General features: G+C 50.8%; 18 protein-coding genes. 6 read left to right on the forward strand and 12 right to left on the reverse strand.

Annotated features, from left to right (window positions below):
• Window positions 1-45: 45 nt before the first annotated feature.
• Window positions 46-1,440, reverse strand: a complete 1,395-nt coding sequence (locus DQW12_RS03030; protein ID WP_113906370.1) for a TIGR03503 family protein — start codon at window positions 1,438-1,440, stop codon at window positions 46-48.
• A complete protein-coding gene (dnaQ, locus tag DQW12_RS03035) occupies window positions 1,404-2,144 on the reverse strand; it encodes a DNA polymerase III subunit epsilon (protein WP_113906371.1) in 741 nt (246 codons plus the stop codon). Before dnaQ ends, DQW12_RS03030 begins: the two co-directional genes overlap by 37 nt.
• 56 nt (window positions 2,145-2,200) lie before the next feature.
• Between dnaQ and rnhA the strand changes: the two genes are divergently transcribed.
• A complete protein-coding gene (gene rnhA / locus DQW12_RS03040; RefSeq protein ID WP_113906372.1) occupies window positions 2,201-2,674 on the forward strand; it encodes a ribonuclease HI in 474 nt (157 codons plus the stop codon).
• Here rnhA and DQW12_RS03045 read toward each other — a convergent pair.
• The 6 genes from DQW12_RS03045 to DQW12_RS03070 all read right to left on the reverse strand — a co-directional run bounded on the left by DQW12_RS03045 (window position 2,671) and on the right by DQW12_RS03070 (window position 9,017).
• Window positions 2,671-3,765 (reverse strand): efflux RND transporter periplasmic adaptor subunit, encoded by a 1,095-nt coding sequence (locus tag DQW12_RS03045; protein WP_232819865.1) that lies wholly within the window; start codon window positions 3,763-3,765, stop codon window positions 2,671-2,673. The genes rnhA and DQW12_RS03045 overlap by 4 nt on opposite strands.
• A 2-nt stretch (window positions 3,766-3,767) precedes the next feature.
• On the reverse strand, window positions 3,768-7,130 hold the full coding sequence (locus DQW12_RS03050) for an efflux RND transporter permease subunit (RefSeq protein WP_113906373.1): 3,363 nt from the start codon (window positions 7,128-7,130) through the stop codon (window positions 3,768-3,770).
• Between the two features lie 47 nt (window positions 7,131-7,177).
• Window positions 7,178-7,381 (reverse strand): YgaP family membrane protein, encoded by a 204-nt coding sequence (locus DQW12_RS03055; protein ID WP_113906374.1) that lies wholly within the window; start codon window positions 7,379-7,381, stop codon window positions 7,178-7,180.
• Window positions 7,382-7,475: 94 nt separating this feature from the next.
• Window positions 7,476-7,778, reverse strand: coding sequence for an ArsR/SmtB family transcription factor (locus tag DQW12_RS03060; RefSeq protein ID WP_113906605.1), 303 nt, complete (start codon window positions 7,776-7,778; stop codon window positions 7,476-7,478).
• A gap of 2 nt (window positions 7,779-7,780) precedes the next feature.
• Window positions 7,781-8,176 carry a rhodanese-like domain-containing protein gene (locus DQW12_RS03065; protein WP_113906375.1) on the reverse strand — a complete coding sequence of 132 codons (396 nt, stop codon included), beginning with the start codon at window positions 8,174-8,176 and terminating at the stop codon, window positions 7,781-7,783.
• Window positions 8,177-8,309: 133 nt separating this feature from the next.
• On the reverse strand, window positions 8,310-9,017 hold the full coding sequence (locus tag DQW12_RS03070) for a class I SAM-dependent methyltransferase (protein WP_113906376.1): 708 nt from the start codon (window positions 9,015-9,017) through the stop codon (window positions 8,310-8,312).
• 59 nt (window positions 9,018-9,076) lie between these two features.
• Between DQW12_RS03070 and gloB the strand changes: the two genes are divergently transcribed.
• From gloB to DQW12_RS03085, 3 genes are all read left to right on the forward strand, one after another.
• On the forward strand, window positions 9,077-9,841 hold the full coding sequence (gene gloB, locus DQW12_RS03075; protein ID WP_113906377.1) for a hydroxyacylglutathione hydrolase: 765 nt from the start codon (window positions 9,077-9,079) through the stop codon (window positions 9,839-9,841).
• A 93-nt stretch (window positions 9,842-9,934) separates the two neighbouring features.
• Complete coding sequence (locus tag DQW12_RS03080) at window positions 9,935-11,572, forward strand: LysM peptidoglycan-binding domain-containing protein (protein WP_113906378.1); 1,638 nt, start codon at window positions 9,935-9,937, stop codon at window positions 11,570-11,572.
• 54 nt (window positions 11,573-11,626) lie between these two features.
• On the forward strand, window positions 11,627-12,151 hold the full coding sequence (locus tag DQW12_RS03085) for a hypothetical protein (RefSeq protein WP_113906379.1): 525 nt from the start codon (window positions 11,627-11,629) through the stop codon (window positions 12,149-12,151).
• Window positions 12,152-12,190: 39 nt separating this feature from the next.
• On the opposite strand, the gene ligA is transcribed toward DQW12_RS03085, so the two are convergent.
• From ligA to smc, 3 genes are read right to left on the reverse strand one after another with little or no spacing between them, the layout of a single operon-like run.
• The gene (ligA, locus tag DQW12_RS03090) at window positions 12,191-14,209 is read right to left on the reverse strand and encodes an NAD-dependent DNA ligase LigA (protein ID WP_113906380.1); all 2,019 of its coding nucleotides are present in this window, start codon (window positions 14,207-14,209) and stop codon (window positions 12,191-12,193) included.
• A gap of 17 nt (window positions 14,210-14,226) precedes the next feature.
• Window positions 14,227-15,327: a cell division protein ZipA gene (gene zipA, locus DQW12_RS03095; protein ID WP_113906381.1), complete on the reverse strand. Its 1,101-nt coding sequence runs from the start codon at window positions 15,325-15,327 to the stop codon at window positions 14,227-14,229.
• Between the two features lie 25 nt (window positions 15,328-15,352).
• A complete protein-coding gene (smc, locus tag DQW12_RS03100; protein WP_113906382.1) occupies window positions 15,353-18,829 on the reverse strand; it encodes a chromosome segregation protein SMC in 3,477 nt (1,158 codons plus the stop codon).
• A 215-nt stretch (window positions 18,830-19,044) separates the two neighbouring features.
• Here smc and DQW12_RS03105 point away from each other — a divergent pair, with 215 nt between their 5' ends.
• Window positions 19,045-19,611, forward strand: a complete 567-nt coding sequence (locus DQW12_RS03105; protein ID WP_113906383.1) for a sn-glycerol-3-phosphate transporter — start codon at window positions 19,045-19,047, stop codon at window positions 19,609-19,611.
• A 163-nt stretch (window positions 19,612-19,774) separates the two neighbouring features.
• The gene (locus DQW12_RS03110) at window positions 19,775-20,479 is read left to right on the forward strand and encodes a hypothetical protein (RefSeq protein WP_113906384.1); all 705 of its coding nucleotides are present in this window, start codon (window positions 19,775-19,777) and stop codon (window positions 20,477-20,479) included.
• A 14-nt stretch (window positions 20,480-20,493) separates the two neighbouring features.
• On the opposite strand, the gene DQW12_RS03115 is transcribed toward DQW12_RS03110, so the two are convergent.
• Window positions 20,494-22,017, reverse strand: coding sequence for a fumarate hydratase (locus DQW12_RS03115; RefSeq protein WP_113906385.1), 1,524 nt, complete (start codon window positions 22,015-22,017; stop codon window positions 20,494-20,496).
• Window positions 22,018-22,087 lie beyond the last annotated feature (70 nt).

The following is a 22,087-nucleotide window of genomic DNA, read 5'->3' on the forward strand; positions in this document are numbered from 1 at the left end:
CCTTTTTAATCAAGTTGTCACTGTTTGCTCATCTTTACGCCAGTTTTAGTCTGAATTGCCATTTTTGGCCTTCGCCTTTGCTTCTTTCTTTGCTGCCTTCTTGTCTGCTTTTTCTTTGGCTTTGGCTGCCTTAACAGCTTTCCTCGCAGGATTTCGCCCTCGGCTCATTAGCATAATAAACATCCATACCGCAACAATGGCTAAATTCACCACCACCACCCACACTAGGCGGTTGCTGGTTTCGGCACGCTCCGCTTGCAGTTCATTCAACGCTTGTTGGTGCGCTTGCTCTGCTGCAGCCTCAGCAAGTTCCGCTTCGTTTACTTCGGATTCTGGCGCTTCAATTGGGCGCTGAGAGCGAAATTCGGTGGTCGGCAAATCCATTTTAAACTCACGACCGTTTTTGTCGGTACCATTCAAGCTCAGTTCCAGCTGAAAAACTCCGTAAGTATAACTCGGCACTTGCACCTGCAAATCGTCGTCTTGCGCGGTCACAATGCTAACGTTCTGGCGCTCACCGTTCGGATAATTTACCCGCCCCGACAGCACAATGTCGTTGCGGTCAATCATCTGCTCGTCAACTTGGAACTCAATTCGATGCGGCTCATTATCATTCGCCGCAACTTGAACCTGAGGCCTCACCGGTTGCTGGTGAATTAAAATAGGTTCGCCTTCAAACACACGCGTATGAAGCGGCGTGCGCACACGGTAGGTAGGAATATATTCGCCCGCGGCTATATCGAGCTCTATCTTGCCGGTAAAAACACCGTCTTTCGGAACTCTGTCCATTTCAAGTCCGTCGTCGGCAAATTCGCCCAAGCTTACAATGGCTTGGCCAAAATTATCGTAATCGGGATTATTGGTACTGTTCAGCAACATTTCTAAGCGGATCACACTGCGGAAATCGCGTTGGTCGATGTCGTCACCCGCCTGCGTTACCCGCCCCTCTACACCAATGGTTTCACCACGAAACAACAGTTCAGGCAAGGGGTCTGGGGTAAATTCAATATCACTCACCACCATAATGCGGCTGTCGGGGCGAATACGCCCTGTTACTTGCCAGGGGCCCGGTACAGGCTCCTTCACTCGAATTAAATCGTAGTCTTGCGCACTGTACCAAGCTACGTTTCGAGGGTGGCGGCTGGCATACCATTTAGTGCCGTCGGGCAAGGTAACTACGGCAGGGGCAGTATCCGGATAGCGAAAAATAACGAGGGTAATTTCGTCTATGGCATAGTCGATACGGAATCGATCGAGCTCAAGCGGCACCTGCTGTAAATTGCCGTTTTCGAGCAATGAGAATGCCCGCCGTGGATCTTCGGGCGCTTGCTCTTGCGTTACTGCGTTGCCTTGTGCGTGAACGACGCTGCTGAAAAATACCCCAGCGCTAACCACGATCAGCGTTAGTTTTCTTGCCCAACCTGTTGTTGCCAAAGACATTCCCCACTTGACGATAAAGACGCTAAATATAGCCGATGTGCCTCTTCTTCTTCGGCACTTGCGGGTAAAACCTTTAGCGCTGAACGATCACTCGCTATACGTTTTATCGTTGAACTGCCCGCCTCTTGCTCCGCCTCACTGCCGTGCAAACCCAATTTACGCTGGCCTCCGGTAAGAAGCAGGTAAACATCAGCCAGAATTTCAGAGTCGAGTAACGCGCCGTGTAGGGTTCGGTGTGAGTTATCAATATCAAATCGTTTACATAAGGCGTCTAGGCTATTTCTTTGCCCTGGAAACTTACGGCGCGCATAGTCTAAGGTGTCGAATACCGTTGCATAATCTTTCGTTTTGCCACGGGCTGGTGAGAGTAAATTAAGCTCATGGTCAATAAAGCCCACGTCGAAGGGCGCATTGTGAATCACCAACTCGGCCCCTTGAATAAAATTCAAGAAGGCATCTACAACCTGCGCAAATACCGGTTTGTCTTCTAAAAATTCATTAGTAATGCCATGTACTTCAATGGCTTCTTGCTCCACTACCCGCTCTGGGTTGAGGTACACATGAAAATGTTCGCCGGTTAACTTACGGTCAATCATTTCAACACAGCCAATTTCAATAATACGGTGCCCTTGCGCTGGGCTAATACCGGTTGTTTCAGTGTCTAAAATGATTTGCCGATGCCCAGCACTTGCAGTTTGTGTCATGTTGCCTCGCCACGTATACTCGCCACACAAAATGAAGTAAACATGGTAACCCGTCTATGGCGCCGAAAAAAGAAGTAGTTGTGTATACGGATGGCTCATGCCTCGGCAACCCCGGTCCGGGTGGGTATGGTGTGGTATTGCGCTATGGCCAGCATGAGCGGGAACTCGCGCAGGGCTATACCTGTACCACAAATAATCGCATGGAATTGTTAGCCGCAGCGGTTGCGCTAGAGGCTTTAAAACAGCCATGCTCTGTGGATTTATGGACCGACAGCCAATATGTGCGCCAAGGAATTACCCAGTGGCTGCAAGGTTGGAAACAAAAAAACTGGCAAACCAGCAATAGAAAGCCAGTGAAGAACAAAGATCTATGGCAACGCCTGGATGCTGCACAACAGCGTCATGACGTTCGCTGGCATTGGGTGAAAGGCCACTCTGGGCACCCAGAAAACGAACGCTGCGATCAACTCGCTCGCAGCGCTGCTGAAGGAAAAAACAAAAAGGAAGACACGGGCTACCAACCGGACTAGCGTAAGGCTATCGTGTCGCCCTTTTGCACGCCAGACACCACTTCATACCACTGCTCGCCATCAACTACGAATCCGCTGGTTTCGCCAAGGCGAACCAAGCGGCGCTCTAAGCCCTGCGCCTTTACAACCTGTACAAAGTGCAATTGCCCTAAGGTTTCCACTGCCCCCGCAGGTACGCCGAGTCGCTCGCGTTTCGTGTCTTGGCGTACAGCAAGCCGCCCGTACATACCTGGGTACATTACCTGCTGGGGTTGAGCTTGCGCACCCATGTCGATACTTAACCGCACCACAAAACTACGTGAAGCAGCATCTGCTGCCGGCACGATTTCAGTCACCACCGCAGAATACGCCTGCTCGTGAGCATCAATGGTAACGCTAAACACTTTTCCCGGTTGTATAAAACGCAATGCCGACTCACTCACCCAGGCTTCAAAACGCAAGCTTTCGGGCTGATAAAGGCGAATAAGTTGCATGCCGGGCGCGGCAGTGTCGCCGGTATAAACCCCTCTATCACTAATTACCGCATCAAATGGAGCGGTAATTACACTGAAACTTTCACTGGTTTGCGCTTCCGACAAGCCTTCTCGTGCGCCAGCAAGCTCAGCTTCCGTCGTGTCACGCTGGGCAATCGCCTCGTCTAATGCAGCGCTAGGCAACAAGCCCTGCTCAACCAATGCCGAAACACGTTGAAAATTGCTGCGCGCCTCATTCACGCGCGCTTGGGCAGCGGCTAAAGTTTGTTGTTGTTGCCGTACACGCGCACTCAAATCGTCATTTTCAAGCCGAACTAACACGTCGCCCTGCTGCACGCGGTCGCCGGCTTCCACTAACACATCGGCCACCCGCGCAGTAATACGAGACGACATGGATGCCTCTTGGCGCGGTTCCATTTGGCCGCTGAAAAAACGTACTTCTGGAAGTTCGAAGCTGGTGACTACCGCTGTTTGCCCAGCACGTTGCGGCACCACGGGGTCTATTTGTTGTTCTACTTTGCTCACCCAAGTGCCAGCAAGCAACGTAAAGATAACGACCAAACCGACAATGGCGGCCGCAAATGTGAATATCCGCGGTTTCAAACTCATATTCGCCATAGTTACTCTTCCTCATCAGCAGGTAGTGGCAAGCCGTGCCCTTCAGCATGCTCATAGATCATGTGATACACCACTGGAATAACCAGCAGGGTAAATACGGTCGACGCCGTAATTCCGAAAATAATCGCCCACGCAAGGCCATTAAAAATGGGGTCAAGGGTAATTACAATATTTGCCAACATGGTGGTACCCGCAGTGAGCAAAATCGGCCGGGTACGCGCAGCTCCTGCGTCGAACAATGCTTCCTTCAACGAACAGCCCCCACGTTGCAAACGCTGTTGAATAAATTCAATGAGAATGAGTGCATTACGCACGACAATACCGGCCAGCGCGATCATTCCGATCATAGCCGTCGCGGTAAACAGCGACGGATTCGGATACCGGCCAATGTCGGCTGCAAACATATTCAAAAACCAGAAGCCTGGCATAATGCCAATAATAGTCAGCGGAATAGACAACATCATAATGCCAGATACCGCTTTTAGCCCGGTTTGCAATACCATCACAATATAAACACCAAGCAGCGCCACACCATAGGCAATACCGAGATCGCGAAACACATCAATGGTAATCTTCCACTCGCCTTCGCCGCTCCATTTCACTTCAATGTCGTCGGGAACCGACCAGCCGTAGCCACTGCCATTGGTAAAGTAGGTGCGCGACCAGAGCGAACGATGGGCCTCGCGGTCTGTATCTTGGTCTGCTTGCATATCTACCACTACATCAGCCGGCACGCGCCCCGTCACTTCGCCGTACACGTACACCACCGGGCGCAAGTTCTTGTGAAAAATTGGACGCTCGGCCCCAACTTCAACAAACTCGCCTAATTCCACTAAAGGAACCAGAGGTGCCGGAGCCGCTTCTATGCCATTGCCACGGTCAACCCGCGCCACCCCTTGTTGGCCGCGAACATACAGCGACAACAAATAGTCTTTATTGTTACGCCAGCTTTCTGGCAGCCGTATTTCAATTGGCAATGGGTTCACTTCGCTCGCCAGCTGCAAATAGTCAATGGTTAAGCCGCCCGTAGCCGTAAGAATAGTGCGGTGAATATCGGAGGCGCCAATGCCTGACAGTGCTGCTTTTTCACGATCTACTTCAAAACGCCACACCAAACTTTCATTCGGCACAGAAGTGTGCACTTGGCTCACCATATCGTCGCGCTGTAAACGCTGTGCTACCTGTTGCGCGGCTGTTTCTAGTGCTGCATACGATGTGCGATCAGTTCCATAAACTTCTGCAACTACCGTTGCCATCACTGGAGGCCCAGGCGGCATTTGAACCAACTCAAGGGTACGCACGCCCAGCGTTTGCCCCAACGCCTCTAACTCGTCACGTAAGCGAGTGACCACCTCGTTTGACTGCATATCGCGTTCAAATTTATCTACCAACACTACCCGAGCTTCGCCATGATAAGCCTCACCGCGGCGAAAATAGTGGCGTACCATACCATTGAAGTCCATCGGTGAAGCAACACCAGAAAAAGTCGACACCGATTTCACTTCGGGTACCCGCTGCAAATAGTCGGCAATGCCTTGCATCGCGCGCGCGGTGTCTTCAAGCGCACTTCCCACCGGCATGTCAACAACCACCTGAAACTCGTTCTTGTTGTCGTGCGGCAGCAACTTCAAAGGTACCAAACGGAACGCCGGCAGCATCGCAGCGACAATAAATAACCCTGCTACCGCCCAAAGAAATGCTTTACTGCGACCACGAGAAGCCAATACCGGCTCTAGAATCTTGCGATAACCGCGATACAGCAAACTGCTCGACGGGTCGTAAACACCATTACTTTCCGCGCGTTTCAATATTTTCCATGCCAACCACGGCGTGATTAAGAACGCCGTTACTGTCGAGGCAATAACCGCGATAGGCACGTTAAAAGCCATGGGGCCCATGTAAGGCCCCATCATGCCGGTAATAAAGAACATGGGAGTGAATACAATGACAATGGCTAAGGTCGACATCAGCAGCGCACTGCGAATTTCCACCATGGCTTCGATAATAATGCGCTTACTTTTTTTGCCTTGTGCTTCAATGTGGCGCTCAATATTGTCAATCGCGGCAATGGGGTCGTCGACAATTAAACCCAAGGCTAAAATTAATGCGAACATGGTCACGCGGTTAATGGTGTAACCGAACAATAAGTCGAGACCAAGGGTTGCGCCGTAACTAATAGGAATTGCAATGGCAACCACCGCCGCTGCACGCCAGTTTAGAAAGAGCCCAACAAACACCACCACTACAATAATGGCGACCACGAGGCTCGACACCAACTCTTTCACTTTTCCGTCGGCGGTTTCACCATAATTGCGAATGACCTCAACCTGAATATGATCAGGCAACCAATCCGCTTTCAATTCACTGAACGCGTTTAGAATGTTGTCGGCTACCCAAACCGCATTACTGCCTTTCTGCTTGGCCACGGAAATGAACACCGCTGGGAATTGTTGGCGCTGGTAATTGCTTCCTAACTCGCTTGCTGTTGAACTGGCTACGCCGGGGTAAAAGAAGGTATAGTTTTCGGCCTGCTCTGGACCATCGGTAACTTCCGCAACATCACGCAAGTAAACAGGCCGGCCGTTCACAACGTTCACTACAATGTTACTCAGTTCAGTCGCAGACTGGAAAAAACGACCACTTTCAACTTCAATACGGGTGCCTTGCTGAACAATAAAGCCGCCAGTAGCGCGGCTGTTGCCCATAGTAACCGCGCGGCTTACGTCGTCAATCGTGCTTTGGTGTGCTGCTAATGCAACACTGTCGAGCTCAATTTGAATACGCCGCGCCTGTCCGCCGGTAATTTGCACTTGATTGGTGTTCGGGATCGCTTTTAATTTTTGCGTGGCCTGTTCGGCAACCCGCCGCAACTCGTAGTTTCCAAGCAACTCAGGTTGGGTGCTGTAAAGTGCCGCAACGACAATGGGCACGTCGTCAATTTCAACCGGTTTTACCACCCAACTTTCAACCACCGCGGGAATTTCATCTTGGCTGGAGTAAAGCTTGTTATAGAGCTTTACCAACGACTCTTCACGGCCTTCTCCCACGAAAAAGCGAACCGTTACCACCGCAGAGTCGCGCTGAGACTGCGAGTACACATACTCCACGCCGTCAATTTGTGAGAGCAATTGCTCGAGCGGCTCAGTGACTTGCGTAGCAACCTGCTCTGCGGGCAAACCGGGACTCGACACCACAATGTCGGCCATAGGCACAATTATTTGGGGATCTTCTTCTCGCGGAGTCAGTAATAAAGCGAGAATACCAAAGAGCACAGCAAGTGCAGCGAGTATTGGCGGAAAAGTACTGTTTAAAAACCAACCGATAATTCCTTGTTTAACCGGCGAATTCCGCAAATCTGTGCTCATGTGTGCTCCTTGTTTACTTTTTGCCTCGCTTGTTTCGAACGCGTGGCTTATTTAAATGCACAACCTGATTTTAGACCAAACACCGCTAAAATCTTGGCGAGCGGGCAAAAGCCAGTAAAAGCGCTTTGCAAAAGGTTTAAACCCACGAACCCTGTGAGGAGCAACCAACCTGTATTCACCTGCCATGCGAGAATAGCAGAAATTAAAATAACAGTGCCCGCAAAGGCAAGAACGAAACGATCGATATTCATAATAGAACTCCGGCACGTTAGAAAATAAGAACACCCTTATATTAGCACCGCCTAATGCATTAGACAAAAAAATATTGCTCGTGCTCGTAATACTTTAGCCGCAATACATGTCGTACAGCGCCGACAAAATCTCCATGGCTTTCGGGTCAGTAATGCGGTAATAAGCCGTGGTACCTTCTTTACGATAATCCACAATACCCTGCGCTCTCAATTTCGCTAAATGTTGCGATAACGCCGATTGTGATAACTCAAGCTGGCGTTCAAGCTCACCTACCGACTTTTCGCCACTCACCAAGTGGCAGAGCACCATCAAGCGGTTGCCATTCGCCAGCGACTTTAATAGCTGTTCTGCCGCAAGAGCGTTTTGCTGCATTTGCTCAATAGAGAGCGCATTCATTTTCATTGTGTTGCTTTTCCTGCTTCAGTCCACGCGGTCATACCGCCTGCAACCGAATACACATTTTCAAATCCCATTATCTGCAGCGTTTGTGCAGCCAAAGCACTACGGCCGCCTGTTCTGCAAATTAAATACACGGGTGATTGCTTCAATTGTTCGAGCGCAACTTCTGGTGCACAGCTTGCAGCTGCCACCTGTGGCAGTGATGCAAGTTGAAATTCCAAAATTCCGCGCGGTAGGTTTACCGCATGTGCAATATGACCAGCAGAAAACTCACCAGGCTCGCGCACATCGATTAATACGGTTTCTTCTTTACCTACCAAACCTTCAAGCTCATCAATAGTCGCCTCGCGAATTACCGCTTTCGCTTCTGCAACCAATTGTTGTGCTGTTTTCATACTCCGTCTCCGTTAAAAATACGGTCAGTAAGACTACCCTAGCTCTAGTTTCTGTACAAGTGTTCAGTTCGTCGACAACCCCACCTTTACAAGCCTAGTTAAAGGCGCCCTGGGTAACCACTCGAGCGTGAACTTAAAGCGAAGTTCTGCCCACCGGCACGGCTTCAGCCCCCCTCACTTTTTGTCGCTTCGCATGACCACGGCGAGCCCACGTTAAAGGCCATTCGCGCTTTCTAGCAACAATGCCATAACCCGCACTAGCGGCGGGAAACAACCAAACTTTTTCGTTGGCTGTGGGCCACGGCACACCCTTGCCCAAAGGCCCACTGTGAATAATTTCGTAATTTAATAGAGCTAACCAGTCTTCAATACGCGCTTTGGTAAATAATCGACCCCGCCATGGCGCCCGAGCGCGCGCCGGCGGCCAAACACGTGCCATATTGTGAGGAGCCCAGGGGTTGTTAAAGGTCAAAAATAAACAGCCGTCTGCACGTAGAGCGCGATCCGCCTCACGCAAAACTTGATGGGGGTCGGCGCAATACTCTAATACAAACGGCAATGCAATCCAGTCTACACTGTCTTGCGCGAGCGGCAGTGCCGTAAGCTCAGCGCGAGCGTCTGCAGACACCCCGGGGTGAATATGGTATTGCGCTTTCACCCTGCAGTCTGACCAAGGTACCTCAAGCGCGCCGAGCGTGATCAGATACTGCCCAAACACGATCGGATCATGTTCCCGCAGCCAAACAGCTACAGCCTCTCGCCACCACTCACCGTGGCTTAAATCATGCCACGAGGTTAATAACGCGGTTCGGTGTTGTTGCAACGCTGGTTTTAAAAACATAACAAATCCTCGTATACTGCAGACAACGCTTCGCTCTTAACGTTCACTGGATTTACACCATGCATATTACTCGAATTCATGCCTTCAAAGACAATTATATCTGGCTACTCGAGAACGGTCAGGGTCAGGCAGTGGTTGTCGACCCAGGCGACGCACAGCCGGTACTCGACTATCTCAAGGCGAATCACCTTAATTTGCTGGCTATTTTAATTACCCACCATCATGCCGACCATACGGGTGGAATCCCAAAACTTGCTCAGCACTACCCATGCCAAGTGTATGGGCCTGCGAAGGAAACCATTCACGGTGTAACGCAGCGCCTGCAGCATCACGAGCAAGTAACGTTAGGGCATAATTTCCCAACATTTACCGTTCTCGATTGCCCCGGCCATACGCTCGGCCATATTGCATTTTATAGCGCACCTTATTTATTTTGCGGCGACACACTATTTGCGGGCGGCTGCGGGCGCATGTTCGAAGGCACTCCGGCGCAGTTTTCTTCTTCTTTACATCAATTTATGCAATTACCTAGCGACACGCGAGTCTATTGCGCACATGAGTATACGGAAGCGAACCTTGCCTTTGCTGCTGCCGTGGAACCAGGGAACACAGACATTCAGACGCGCCGCGAGCATGTTCAAGCGCTCCGCGCCAAGAATCAAGCCACGGTTCCCAGCCTGCTTGAGGTTGAACTTGCTACCAACCCGTTTCTTCGCACCCAGATTGCCGAGGTTCGACAAGCGGCTGAAGAACACTCTGGTCAGCACTTAGCCAGCACAGAACTTGTGTTCGGCGCATTAAGACAGTGGAAAGACAGCTTCTGATTCCCTACAATGTGTCGATATTATCACCAAATTTTAGAACCGCATGCGTTCATGCAGCGCGGTTAAACGCGGTACAGGGAGAAACAACAACGCATGCTTAATTATGTGCTTACGCCTTTTCGTCGGGTGCCGTTAGGCATTGCGGCTCTGCTAGCCGCCACAACCCTACTTTCAGGCTGCCAAATTACGCAGCCTTTTCAGCAACAAGCCGCAACTCACAGCGCCGAACAGTTGCCCCGCGACGTCGGTATACAAAAATATGCAATTGCATTACCTACAAGTATTCATCAAGAACAAAATACCGAGCAGTTGTCACCACTGCAGCAAGCCGATGTGTGGGATCGTGTGCGTTTGCAATTAAGCCTAGACGTACCCAACCACCCCAATATTGAAGCGCATCGCAACTGGTATTTACAGAACCCGCATTATATTCCCCGCGTTACCCAGCGCGCCGGTCCACTGCTGTATTTTATTGTGGAAGAAATTGAGAAACGCAACCTGCCTTTAGAGCTCGTTATGGTTCCCATTGTAGAAAGTGCATTCGACACTTTTGCCTATTCGCACGGGCGCGCCAGTGGTTTGTGGCAGTTTATTCCGAGTACAGCTATTCATTATGGGCTCGACATTAATTGGTGGTACGACGGGCGCCGCGACATTGTTGCCGCCACCCATACCGCACTGGACTATTTTGAACGGTTAGCGGCCACCTTCGACGGCGACTGGTTGCTTGCACTAGCCGCTTATAACGGCGGCCAAGGGCGTGTAGCTGCTGCAATTCGCCGCAACAAAGCACAGAACCTACCTACCGACTTTTGGTCACTGCGGTTGCCGCGCGAAACCACGCAATATGTGCCTAAAATCCTCGCTTTAAGTAGTCTTTTGGCGGAGCGATATGAAAGCCCTCTGGCGTGGCGCTTTGTACCTAATCAACCGGTTCTGGAAGTTATCGATGTCGGTCAACAAATGGATCTCGCCCTCGCTGCCGATATGGCGGGATTAACCTTAGAAGAACTTCATCGTTTCAATTCCGGCTACAACCGGTGGGCGACTACACCTGAAGGGCCCTTTCATTTATTACTACCGCAAACCGCCGCCGAGCAATTTAAAACAGCACTAGCCAGCAGCGACCCAGCCGGTTGGGTAAGTTGGGAGCGGCATCGTGTGCGGCGCGGCGAAAGCCTCATCACTATTGCGCGGCAATATCACACCACGCCCAGCGCCATTCAACAGGCCAACAATATATCTGGCAGTTTAATTCGAGCAGGCGACTTTTTACTGATTCCCGTTGCGAGCCAGAATCTCAACGCTTACTCACTTTCCGCCGAACAGCGCTTGGCGAGCACCCAAAGCAGAGCCAATAACGGTACCCGAATAGACCACACGGTTGCGCGTGGAGACACACTTTGGGACCTTAGCCGCAAGTATGGCGTAGCGATCAACCAAATTGCCCAGTGGAATAATATGGCGCCCGGCGACATGCTACGCCCAGGACAAACGCTAGCAATTTGGCAAGCCGAAAACGTGAGTGCACCTAGCCAAGCAAATTCCGGCGCGGCGGTAACCCGTACCGTTACTTATCAGGTTCGAGCGGGCGATTCCTTGGCACGCATTGCTAGCCGTTTTCGCGTTACGGTTACCGATATCGAGCGTTGGAATCAGATTAGTCGTGAACGTTATTTACAACCAGGGCAACGCCTTACTTTGCATGTAGACATTACCCAAGGTGGTTAGTTTTCTACGCGCAAAGAAGCCACATTTAAGCCCCATATTAGGAGATAAAAACGAATGCGTCTGGCAAAACCCATCAGTGTAGCGTTGCTACTGAGCTGTATATGGTCCATAGGCTCGGCGCCAGTGTGGGCAGAGAATGAGCAAGGCTTTCAGGAGCTATTTTCGGGCACCGCGGAACTGGGTGACGGCAGTACGGTAGAAGTAAACTTTCCCCTGTCCTTCGAAGAAGTAAACGGCACTTGGTATTTTCGCGCTGGGCGCCAACAAATTGCCATGTCAGCGCCACCACAGCAGTATAATTTACAGCTAGCGGTGCAACCGGACGATTCTATGGTGTATATCGCTGAATTCGCTAATCGTTATATGCGCCGCTTCCATATTACCATTGGCGAGCACAGTTTAGTGCTTGAGCCCGGCCCTTCGAGTAACCGCTACGGGTTAAGCTTAAGTATTGATAACCGGCCCATGCTGTTTGAACGGCGCACCCCTACCATTAGCATTACCATGGACGAAAACGGCATTACTGGCGTGCGCAGTGACGGTTTTGTTAGAGACCTGTCATCGCGGCGTGTAGAGTAACGCAGCGGAGCCCTTACAAGAAGCGGGGCTCCTGTTCATTCAGCCTAGCAATTCTTGCAGATCGGCTTCCGTATAAACCGGCACCCCAAGTTGCTCAGCTTTGGTTAATTTAGAACCCGCATTGTCACCGGCAAACACAGCTGTTGTTTTTGCCGATACACTTCCCGACACCTTCGCTCCACGCGCCTGCAATTTAGCCTTCGCTTCGTCGCGTGTCATGGTGGTGAGTGTGCCGGTGAGCACATAGGTATTGCCGGCAAGATCATCTGTAAGTTCACTTTGCTCTTGCGGTGCAATAACCACCGCTTTTTCACCCTCGAGTAAACGGTTAATCACCTCTTGATTATGAGGTTCATGGAAGAAATTAACGATGTGTTTAGCAACCACTACACCCACGTCAGGCACCTTTTGAAGTTGTTCTTCATCGGCGGCCATCAATGCGGATAATTCACCAAAATGTTGCGCTAAATTTTGTGCCGTCGCCTCACCAACTTCGCGAATGCCAAGGCTATATAAAAAACGCGCCAAGCTCGTGTGCCGGCTTTTCGCTAAGGCATTCACTAAATTTTCCGCCGACTTCTGCCCCATACGCGGCAAACTTGCCAATTGGTACGCGGTTAAAGAAAATAAGTCGGCTGGGTGTTTAACCCATTCGCGATCCACCAGCATTTCCACTAGTTTGTCGCCCAATCCGTCAATATCCATGGCCTTGCGCGAAGCAAAATGTTTGATCGCCTCTTTGCGCTGTGCTGCACAAAACAACCCACCGGTACAACGCGCCACCGCCTCGCCTTCAACACGCTCTACTGCAGAACTACACACAGGGCACTGCTGTGGAAATTCCACCGCCTCGGTTTGTTCGGGCCGCTCAGCCATTACTACACCGACAATTTGCGGGATGACATCGCCCGCACGGCGAACAATAACGCGGTCGCCAATGCGCACAGCCAATCGCTCAATTTCATCGGCATTGTGCAGCGTTGCATTACTCACAGTAACTCCGGCCACTTCGACCGGCTCTAGCCGCGCAACAGGAGTAATGGCCCCCGTACGGCCCACTTGAAAATCGACACCGCGTAACCAAGTGGTTTGCTCTTGCGCAGGAAATTTATACGCAATCGCCCAGCGCGGCGCACGTGAAACAAAGCCTAACTGCTCTTGCTGTGCAATGGCGTCGAGTTTAAAAACAACGCCGTCTATTTCATACGCCAAGCTGCCTCGGCGCTGCAAAATGTCTTCATAATACGCATTACATTTCTGGTTGCTCTCGAGCCTTTTCGTTTCTGGGCAAATGGGCAAACCCCACGCCTTTAGCTGCTGTAAGCGTTGGTAGTGGCTGTCATTATCGAGTTGACGCGCAGGCTGAACCTCACCCATAGCATAGGCATAAAAATTAAGCGCTCGTTCAGACGTCACCCGCGAGTCTAATTGACGCAAGCTCCCCGCGGCTGCATTACGCGGATTGGCAAATACTTTGCTACCGGCAGCCAACGCTTTTTCGTTCATGCGTTCAAACGCGGCCAAGGTCATAAACACTTCACCACGCACTTCTAACCGCGCTGGGAAGTCGCCCCGCAAGCGTAAAGGAATCGCTCGAATGGTTTTTACGTTGGCGGTTATATTTTCGCCCCGATAACCATCGCCGCGGGTAGCACCTCGCACTAAAACACCATTCTCATACAATAAACTTACGGCCAAACCGTCTAGTTTCGGCTCTGCGCACCAATGCAAAGGCGCATCGGTAGCAAGCCGCTCCTGCACGCGCTGTTGAAAACTTTCCATTTCGTTGGCGTCGAAGGCGTTATCGAGCGACAACATCGGCACTTCATGTTCCACTTCAGCAAAAGCACCACTCGGTGGAGCTCCCACGCGTTGTGTGGGTGAGTTAGGCAATTTTAATTGAGGGTGCTGAGCTTCTAGCGCTTGTAACGCTCGAAAATAGCGGTCGTATTCGGCGTCGGGAACTGAGGGCGTGTCGAGTACGTAATATTCATAGTTGAACTGTTCGATCGCCTCGGCGAGGCGCTGCATTTCAGATTGCACAGTGTTGAGGGTCATTTCGGCTTTGTCTTCTTTTAAGATTGTCGAGCCGCCACGTGTTGGCGACGTTCAAACTCTCGAATTTTCTGATAAGTGTGCTGAACCGATTGTTTGGTAATCGGGTTTCGATTGCCGTCGAGCACGGCCGCTCTTGGCATCGCGTCGGCAATTTTATTGGCCGCGTTGTACATCATGGTAAAGGCTTTATGGCCGTCACTCTTGAGCGGCAAGGTCATAAATAACGCAACGCCACGGGTAGCGAAGGTTTCAATTTCGTCCAAGTTAAAAACACCAGGATTAAACATATTAGCCATACTGAAAAGTATAGGGCCTTTGCCCGAGGTGTCTTCGTGGCGGTGAAAAATGTCCATGTCGCCAAACTTAAAGCCGAGTTCGGTTACCGTTTGCAGTAAAATAGCCCCTTGAATGTCACCAGAAACAAACAGAGTGACTACTTCTTGCTCGGGTACTGAAGGCTCTTGATCAGACGCTGAGGGCTTCTGATCAAACGCTGAGGGCTCCTGATCAAACGCTGAGGGCTCCTGATCAAACGCTGAGGGCTCCTGATCAAACGCTGAGGGCTCCTGCTCCTCCACTAAAGGCTCTTGCTCCCAAGCTGAAGGCTCTTGCTCATTCCTTTTATCACTGCGCAGGCCGTCGAGGCTACCCACCTGCGGCTCGTCGTCTGTATTCGACATAGCGTCCGCTGCGGCAATCGACGGCTCTTCATGATCGGTATCAAACTCCATCGGCAGCTGCTCTACCTGTACGGTCGGCTCTTTACGCACAGGTTGCCGTGTTGTTTTTCGTGAGCGTTTATCTGCGTCAGCAGCTTCAGCGGTGCTATTGTTCACTTTGCTTTTCGTTGAACGTGTTGTGGCAGTCGGTACTGCGTCTACATCGCGCGTCACTGGCTTCGAACTCGAATGAGCGTTGTCGCTGCCCTGTTTAATCGTGCGAACTTTACCAATCCCATATTCATCAAAACCGTCGGTTCGCTGCATGGCGGCTTCGCGTTGCGCTTGGCGCTGTTGACTGTGCCGATTATTTTTACGAATTGTCCATAGCCCGTGTGCCAACAGCCCTAAAATAAAGAGCAATCCAGCAATAATGAGTATTGTGCGCATACCTTCCATTCGTTACTACCTATGTTTTATTCGCTTAAACTGCTTCTGCGAGCGCCAAGGCTTCGTCAACGTCTACGGCAACAAGGCGAGACACGCCGGGCTCTTGCATAGTCACACCCGCTAAATGGGTGGCCATTTCCATGGCTATTTTATTATGGCTAATGTAAATAAACTGCACCGATTCTGACATTTCTTGTACTAAACGGCAAAAACGGCCCACGTTAATATCGTCTAAAGGCGCGTCAACTTCGTCGAGTAAGCAAAACGGCGCTGGATTCAAACGAAAGATAGCAAACACCAAAGCTAATGCGGTGAGTGCCTTCTCGCCACCCGACAATAAATGGATTGTACTATTTTTCTTACCCGGAGGTCGCGCCATTATGGTCACGCCCGTTTCGAGCAAATCTTCGCCGGTAAGTTCCAAATACGCAGATCCGCCGCCAAAAACTTTGGGAAATAATTGCTGTAAGTCGCTATTCACTTGATCGTAAGTGCTCTTAAAGCGTGCGCGAGTTTCACGATCAATTTTCTTCATAGCGTCTTCAAGTGTACTCAGCGACGCCGTTAAGTCTTCGTGTTGGGCGTCGAGATACGATTTACGCTCTGCTTGCGCTTCCACTTCGTCTATCGCCGCCAAGTTAATGGCGCCAAGTTGAGCAATTTTGCGGGTGCGCTCCTCAAGCTCCTGTTGCCATTCTTTTTCGTTCGCATTTTCAGGTAAGTTTGCCAACACTTCTTTTAGCGAAACTTGCAAGTCTTGAAAAGCCTCTAACAGCGCATGCCCACGTTCGCGCGCTGCGGCTAAGGCTAACTTACTGGCTTCGACCTGTTCACGCTGTTTCGCTATTTGCGCCAGCACGGCCGACTGCCCTTGGTTAATAATACTGAGCTCTTGTTGCACTGCGCTCAACTGTTCTCGCGTTTCTCGCAATTCTGCCTCGGCCTGCTCTCGCAACAACAGCAATTCCGCTAGCTGCTCTTCCAGCAACGCTATTTCTTCACCTTCCTGCTCTTCCTGTTGATATTCGGCCAAGCGTTCACAAATGTCGCTATACTGGCTATTCAGGCGTTCAAGCTGCTTTTGTAAATGCTCACTGCGACTTTGCGACTGCTGCCATTCGAGTTGAACCCGATGCACTTGCTGCTGTGCTTCTTGCGTTTGACTAGCAAAGCTTCGTTGCTGCCCTCGTAACTGTTCACCCTGCTGCTGCGAGCGCTCAAATTTAGCATCAAGGTCACTTTCACTGGCGCTCAACTGGGCAAGACTTTGCTGGCGTTCTGCTTGTTCCGCTTGCAAACGCTGGTAGTCGTTGCGCAAGGTCGCCGCTTCGTGCGCTAGCTCCTGCTGCCGTGTTTGTGCTTGCTCGCGTTCACGTAATAATTGCTGAAGCTTCTGCTCGCTTTGCATCAGCTCACTTTGCAACAACTGAACTCGGCTCGCATGGTTCTCCATTTGTAGTTCTAAGTCTTGTCGTTGCTGCTGAGCATTGGCAACCCGCTCGCTCGTGTCGGCAAGCGCTTGCTCAAAATTCACAAGCGAGTCGTTTACTGCATTGAGCTCTTCTTGCCAACGTAATTGCCCCGCTTCTTGCTGCCCTGCTCCATCGCGCCAGCCTTTGCCATACACTTGGCCATTGGCGGTGCAAACCGCCACCACAGCTGGGTTCTTCAGCGCTAGCTGGGCTTCGTCAGGGGTTTCTGCCCATGCAATTGCGTCGAGCAGAGCAAGTGTTTCGTTGGGTTGAAAAAAGTCGTTCAGGCTGCGCTGTTCGTTCTGTGTTGTAGCGCCAGAACGCGCCCACAACAATGGGCTATTGAGCACGCTCGGAATATTCTGCTCAGCGCCCGCCTGCGCCTTCAAAACAGGTGCCTGCAACCACTTTTCGAGTACATTTTCCACTGCACTTTGCAGCCATTCGGGAACCTGCAACAGGCTTCTCAATGGCCCCCATTGCGCTTGAGTGTCGAGCCACTGCTGAATATTGTCGAGTAACGGTTCAGTCTTGGCTTGCAGCAGTTGCTCTAACGAAGCTTTGCGGCCTAACGCCTGTTGCAGCTCGGTATGCAGTTTATCGCGCTGGGCCACAAACTGCTCCAGTTCACTACGCGAATTCGCCAAGCGTTGTTTGTCTGTTTGTTGTTGCTGTTGCGCTGCGCTGAGTGCTTGCTGAGTCTCTGCTAGCGTTTCTTGGTAAACAGCAGGATCTTCAAGCTGCTGTACTTGTAGTTTCTGTAGCGCTTCGTCTATTTGTTTGAGCCGCTGCTCAATTTGCTGCATAAACTGCTCGCTCGCGCGCAGTTCAGCCTGCACAACTGAGCGTTTTTCCACACGCAAGGAGCGGCTTTCACGCAGTTCACTATGTTCGTGCTGCCAATTTTCAAAGGCCACTTCGGCCTCTTCTTGCTGTTGCTGCGCTATCAGTAAACGTTCAGCTACCTCTTCTTGCAGCTCACCTAAGGTTTCTCGTTGTTGCTCTACCTCGTTGAGTAGCTCACTGTCTGACTGAATTTCGGCTTGTAGTTGCTCGCGTTGTTGCGCCAGTGCTTGGCGTTGCTGTTCACGCTGAATGCTCAGTTGCCGTTGGTGGCGAATTTGTTGTTCCACACTGGTCACTTGCGTTGACGACTGATAAAACTGCTCCTGCGCTTGGTCCACGCGGTCTTGCGCCTCATGTTCGCGCTCGCGCAGTTCGGTTTGCCCACGTTCGCTACCGCGTTGCTCCGCCAACCACTTTTCCAGTTCCGTTTCTTGTGCTTTGAGCTCGTCTTCAACACGGTCGCACTGCTGTTGGTAGTGCAACCAACGCAAAGCCTGCAACTCACTTTTATAACGACGCTCTTCCGCTTTTAGGGTTTGGTAACGCTTCGCAGCGGCAGCTTGGCGTTGTAATTTCGCAAGCTGTTGCCCTAATTCTTCGCGTACGTCGGTTAAGCGTTCTAGGTTTTCACGGGTACGGCCAATCCGAGACTCGGTTTCTTTACGCCGCTCCTTGTACTTGGAAATACCTGCCGCTTCTTCAATAAAAACCCGCAGCTCTTGCGGCCGCGACTCAATCAACCGGGAAATCATGCCCTGCTCAATAATGGCGTAACTGCGCGGCCCTAAACCGGTGCCTAAAAACAAGTCGGTAATATCACGGCGGCGACATTTTGCGCCGTTTAAAAAATAGAGCGACTGAGCGTCGCGCGTTACCACGCGTTTCACAGACACTTCGTTGTAGTTGGCAAACTCGCCTTGTAAGCGGCCGTCCGAATTGTCGAATACCAGCTCAACACTGGCTTGCGAAACAGGCTTACGCGCTGTCGAGCCGTTAAAAATAACATCGGTCATGGCGTCGCCACGAAGGTTCTTAGCACTGCTTTCACCAAGTACCCAGCGAACCGCGTCGATCACATTCGACTTGCCACAGCCATTTGGCCCCACAATGCAGGTCATCTGCTCTGGAAATGCAACTTTGGTTGCATCCACAAACGACTTAAAGCCGGCTAATCGAATGTATTTTAAACGCATGACTTCTGCTTATCGTTTCTTGTTATGGTGTGTGTAAGTGCGTTTCGCTAGGTTTTAATGCCAGTGTAAAACCAAGCCTAGCTGCGCACAAGAGCAAGGCCTTTAATTTCAACTTTTACAAAAGCTTTCAGCGCTATTCGTTGCCAATTCACGCTAATTTCCGTACCTTAAAGCTTCGCTGTTGAGGAACAAAAGTGTTGAGGGAACAAAATATTATGTTTACTTTCTTTTTGAAAGTGCCTGTTGCTGCCTTGCTGGTACTTGCTCTGCTTAGTGTTTTTCAGCAAGCCCATGCCATCATGGACACCACCGCCTCTTCACACGCAGATTATCGCTTTAAAGTGCACGCCTCGGTGTACACCACCCACTTTAATCCAAAACCAGAACACAATAACACGCAAAACTTGTTAGGTGCGGAATGGTACGGTAAGCACCTTCCTGTTCAGCCATGGCAAGACTCACGAACGTGGTTGAATCAGGCGGCTCCACTGGTGGGCGCGGCTTGGTTTCGCAACTCCTACAATCAGCGAACGCTCTACGCCTACACGGGCATACGCCAAGATCTACAACACTATGACAATGGTGTGCAGAGTTACGCAAAATTAACCGCGGGCTTCTTGCATGGCTACCAAGATAAATATCGCGATCGTGTGCCGCTGAACCAAATGGGTACCTCTCCAGCCATAGTGCCGATGTTCGGCCTTCAATATCAAAGTGCGCATATAGAACTTGTTTTGTTTGGCGCCTCCGGCTTAATGCTCAATATTGGCCGATCATTTTAAGCTGCCCCTTTAAACGCCTGGCCTCATGCTTTGACTGCAGAGAAAAGCAAAAACTATAGGCAAAGGCTGAATTTTAGCCTTTGCTCTTGGCAATAAAAACGCCGCTCGATACAGTTCAAATTTGCGTTTTCAGAAAGGTCGTTAAAGAGAAAGGTGGTTAAGGATGAACCCAACACAAAGTAAAATATTTCAGCAAGCACTCCTCACGCAGTTACAACAGCAACACATTCCTGCGCTTATTTTAACACCCAAAGGAGAAGTGCTGCATACCAATCAACTGATTACTGCGGTTACCACGGAAGCAAAACACTGGCGACACTTTTGTTTAAATTATGGCTCGGAACAACCGCGGGGGCTGCCGACCCATAAATCAGTATTCGTATACTGCGACCCGCGTCACAATATTCGCACCGCATTCGCCATGCGCATACCCCTTCCTCTGTCTTCCTGTTCGCTCTTGCTCCTTGTTGAACCTCAAGCGCTTCAGTTTGGCAGCATGGGCTTTGTCATTTTCGACCCCACTGAACAGTGCTGTTATTGGTCAGAAAAAGCTTCCCGCCAACATGGTGAACTCCATTATCGGCGGGTTCAGGATCTACCGAATTTTTTACACTGGTATCACCCTGCTCAACGCGATCGGCTCCTCTATGTCATGCTCCATATCACACCGCAAAGTTCGCCCCAACAAGTCACGCTCACCGTTGCGCATTCTGGCCAACGCGTTCGCTATCTGTGGCTGCCATTACAGGTGCAAGGTAAGTATTTTGTTTGTGCCTTTGTGCGTTCCCTCAAGGTGCCGCAACGTGCGCACAAGCGCCAGCAACAAAAAGGGCTGAAGGTAACAACGCCCAGCCCTTTTATTGCATAAACTGCTATTTTTCTTTATTTCGCGGTTGTACCTTCAAGCTCAGCAATTTTCACACTCCAAATTGCTGGGCCTGCTTGGTGAGCGTTATTTCCGTTACTGTCTACCGCCACCGTTACCGGCATATCTTCCACTTCAAACTCGTAAATAGCTTCCATGCCTAGGTCTTCAAAGCCGACTACGCGTGCTTTTTTAATGGCTTTCGCCACCAGGTAAGCCGCACCGCCTACCGCCATGAGATAAACTGCTTTGTGTTTAGCAATGCTGTCGACCGTTTTTTGCCCTCGTTCCGCTTTACCAATCATACCGAGAATACCGGTTTGCTCGAGCATTAGGTCGGTAAACTTGTCCATCCGTGTGGCTGTGGTTGGGCCTGCCGGACCCACCACTTCGTCGCCAACCGGATCAACCGGCCCCACGTAATAAATAAAACGATTTTTAAAGTCGACCGGCAGCGGTTCGCCGTTATCTAACATATCTTTGATACGTTTGTGCGCTGCATCGCGGCCGGTGAGTAATTTACCCGACAAGAGCACCGTTTCGCCCATTTTCCATTCGGCAATATCCGCTGCGGTTAAGGTGTTGAGGTTTACGCGGCGGGCATTGTCACCCACTTCAAAGGTAATATCCGGCCAGTCTTCCAGTTTCGGCGGCGCTAATTTTGCTGGGCCGCTACCGTCGAGATGAAAGTGAACATGGCGTGTGGCTGCACAGTTGGGGATCATGGTGACTGGCTTCGAAGCGGCGTGAGTAGGCATCGACATAATTTTCACATCGACCACAGTGGTGAGTCCGCCTAAACCTTGAGCACCAATACCAAGCTTGTTTACCCGCTCATAAATTTCTAAACGTAGTTCTTCCTCTGGTGTTTGCGCACCACGGGCAATGAGCTCTTGAATATCTACCGGTTCCATTAACGATTCCTTTGCCAACACCGCCGACTTTTCCGCAGTGCCACCAATACCAATGCCCAGCATTCCGGGCGGGCACCAACCGGCCCCCATCTTCGGCAAGGTTTCAACCACCCAGTCTGCAATGGAGTCGCTTGGATTGAGCATCACCATTTTAGTTTTGTTCTCCGAGCCACCCCCTTTCGCGGCTATAGCAACTTCAACATGGTCGCCTGCAACCATGTCGATATGCACTACCGCAGGCGTATTGTCTTTGGTGTTTTTTCGCGTTCCCGCGGGGTCAGCAACAATAGACGCACGTAAAGGGTTGTCGGGGTTGAGATAAGCACGACGGGTGCCTTCATTAACCATCTCTTGCACCGTCATATCGGTTTTGTCCCATTGCACACCCATGCCCACTTTTACGAAACAGGTCACAATACCGGTGTCTTGGCACAAAGGCCGATGCCCCTGGGCAGACATGCGCGAATTCACCAACATTTGTGCAATGGCACTTTTGGCCGCTTCACTCTGCTCTTTTTCGTAAGCGTCGGCGAGCGCGTTCACAAAGTCGAGCGGGTGATAATAAGAAATAAACTGTAAGGCATCTTCAATACTATCAATAAAGTCTTGCTGTCGAATTACGGCCATCAGAACCCCTCTGTATCCACTTTACCGGTGTCTAAAATCGGCAGATATGATACCCTCTAATCAAGCATGT

The organism is Aliidiomarina celeris (assembly GCF_003316875.1).
Classification (GTDB): Bacteria; Pseudomonadota; Gammaproteobacteria; order Enterobacterales; family Alteromonadaceae; genus Aliidiomarina; species Aliidiomarina celeris.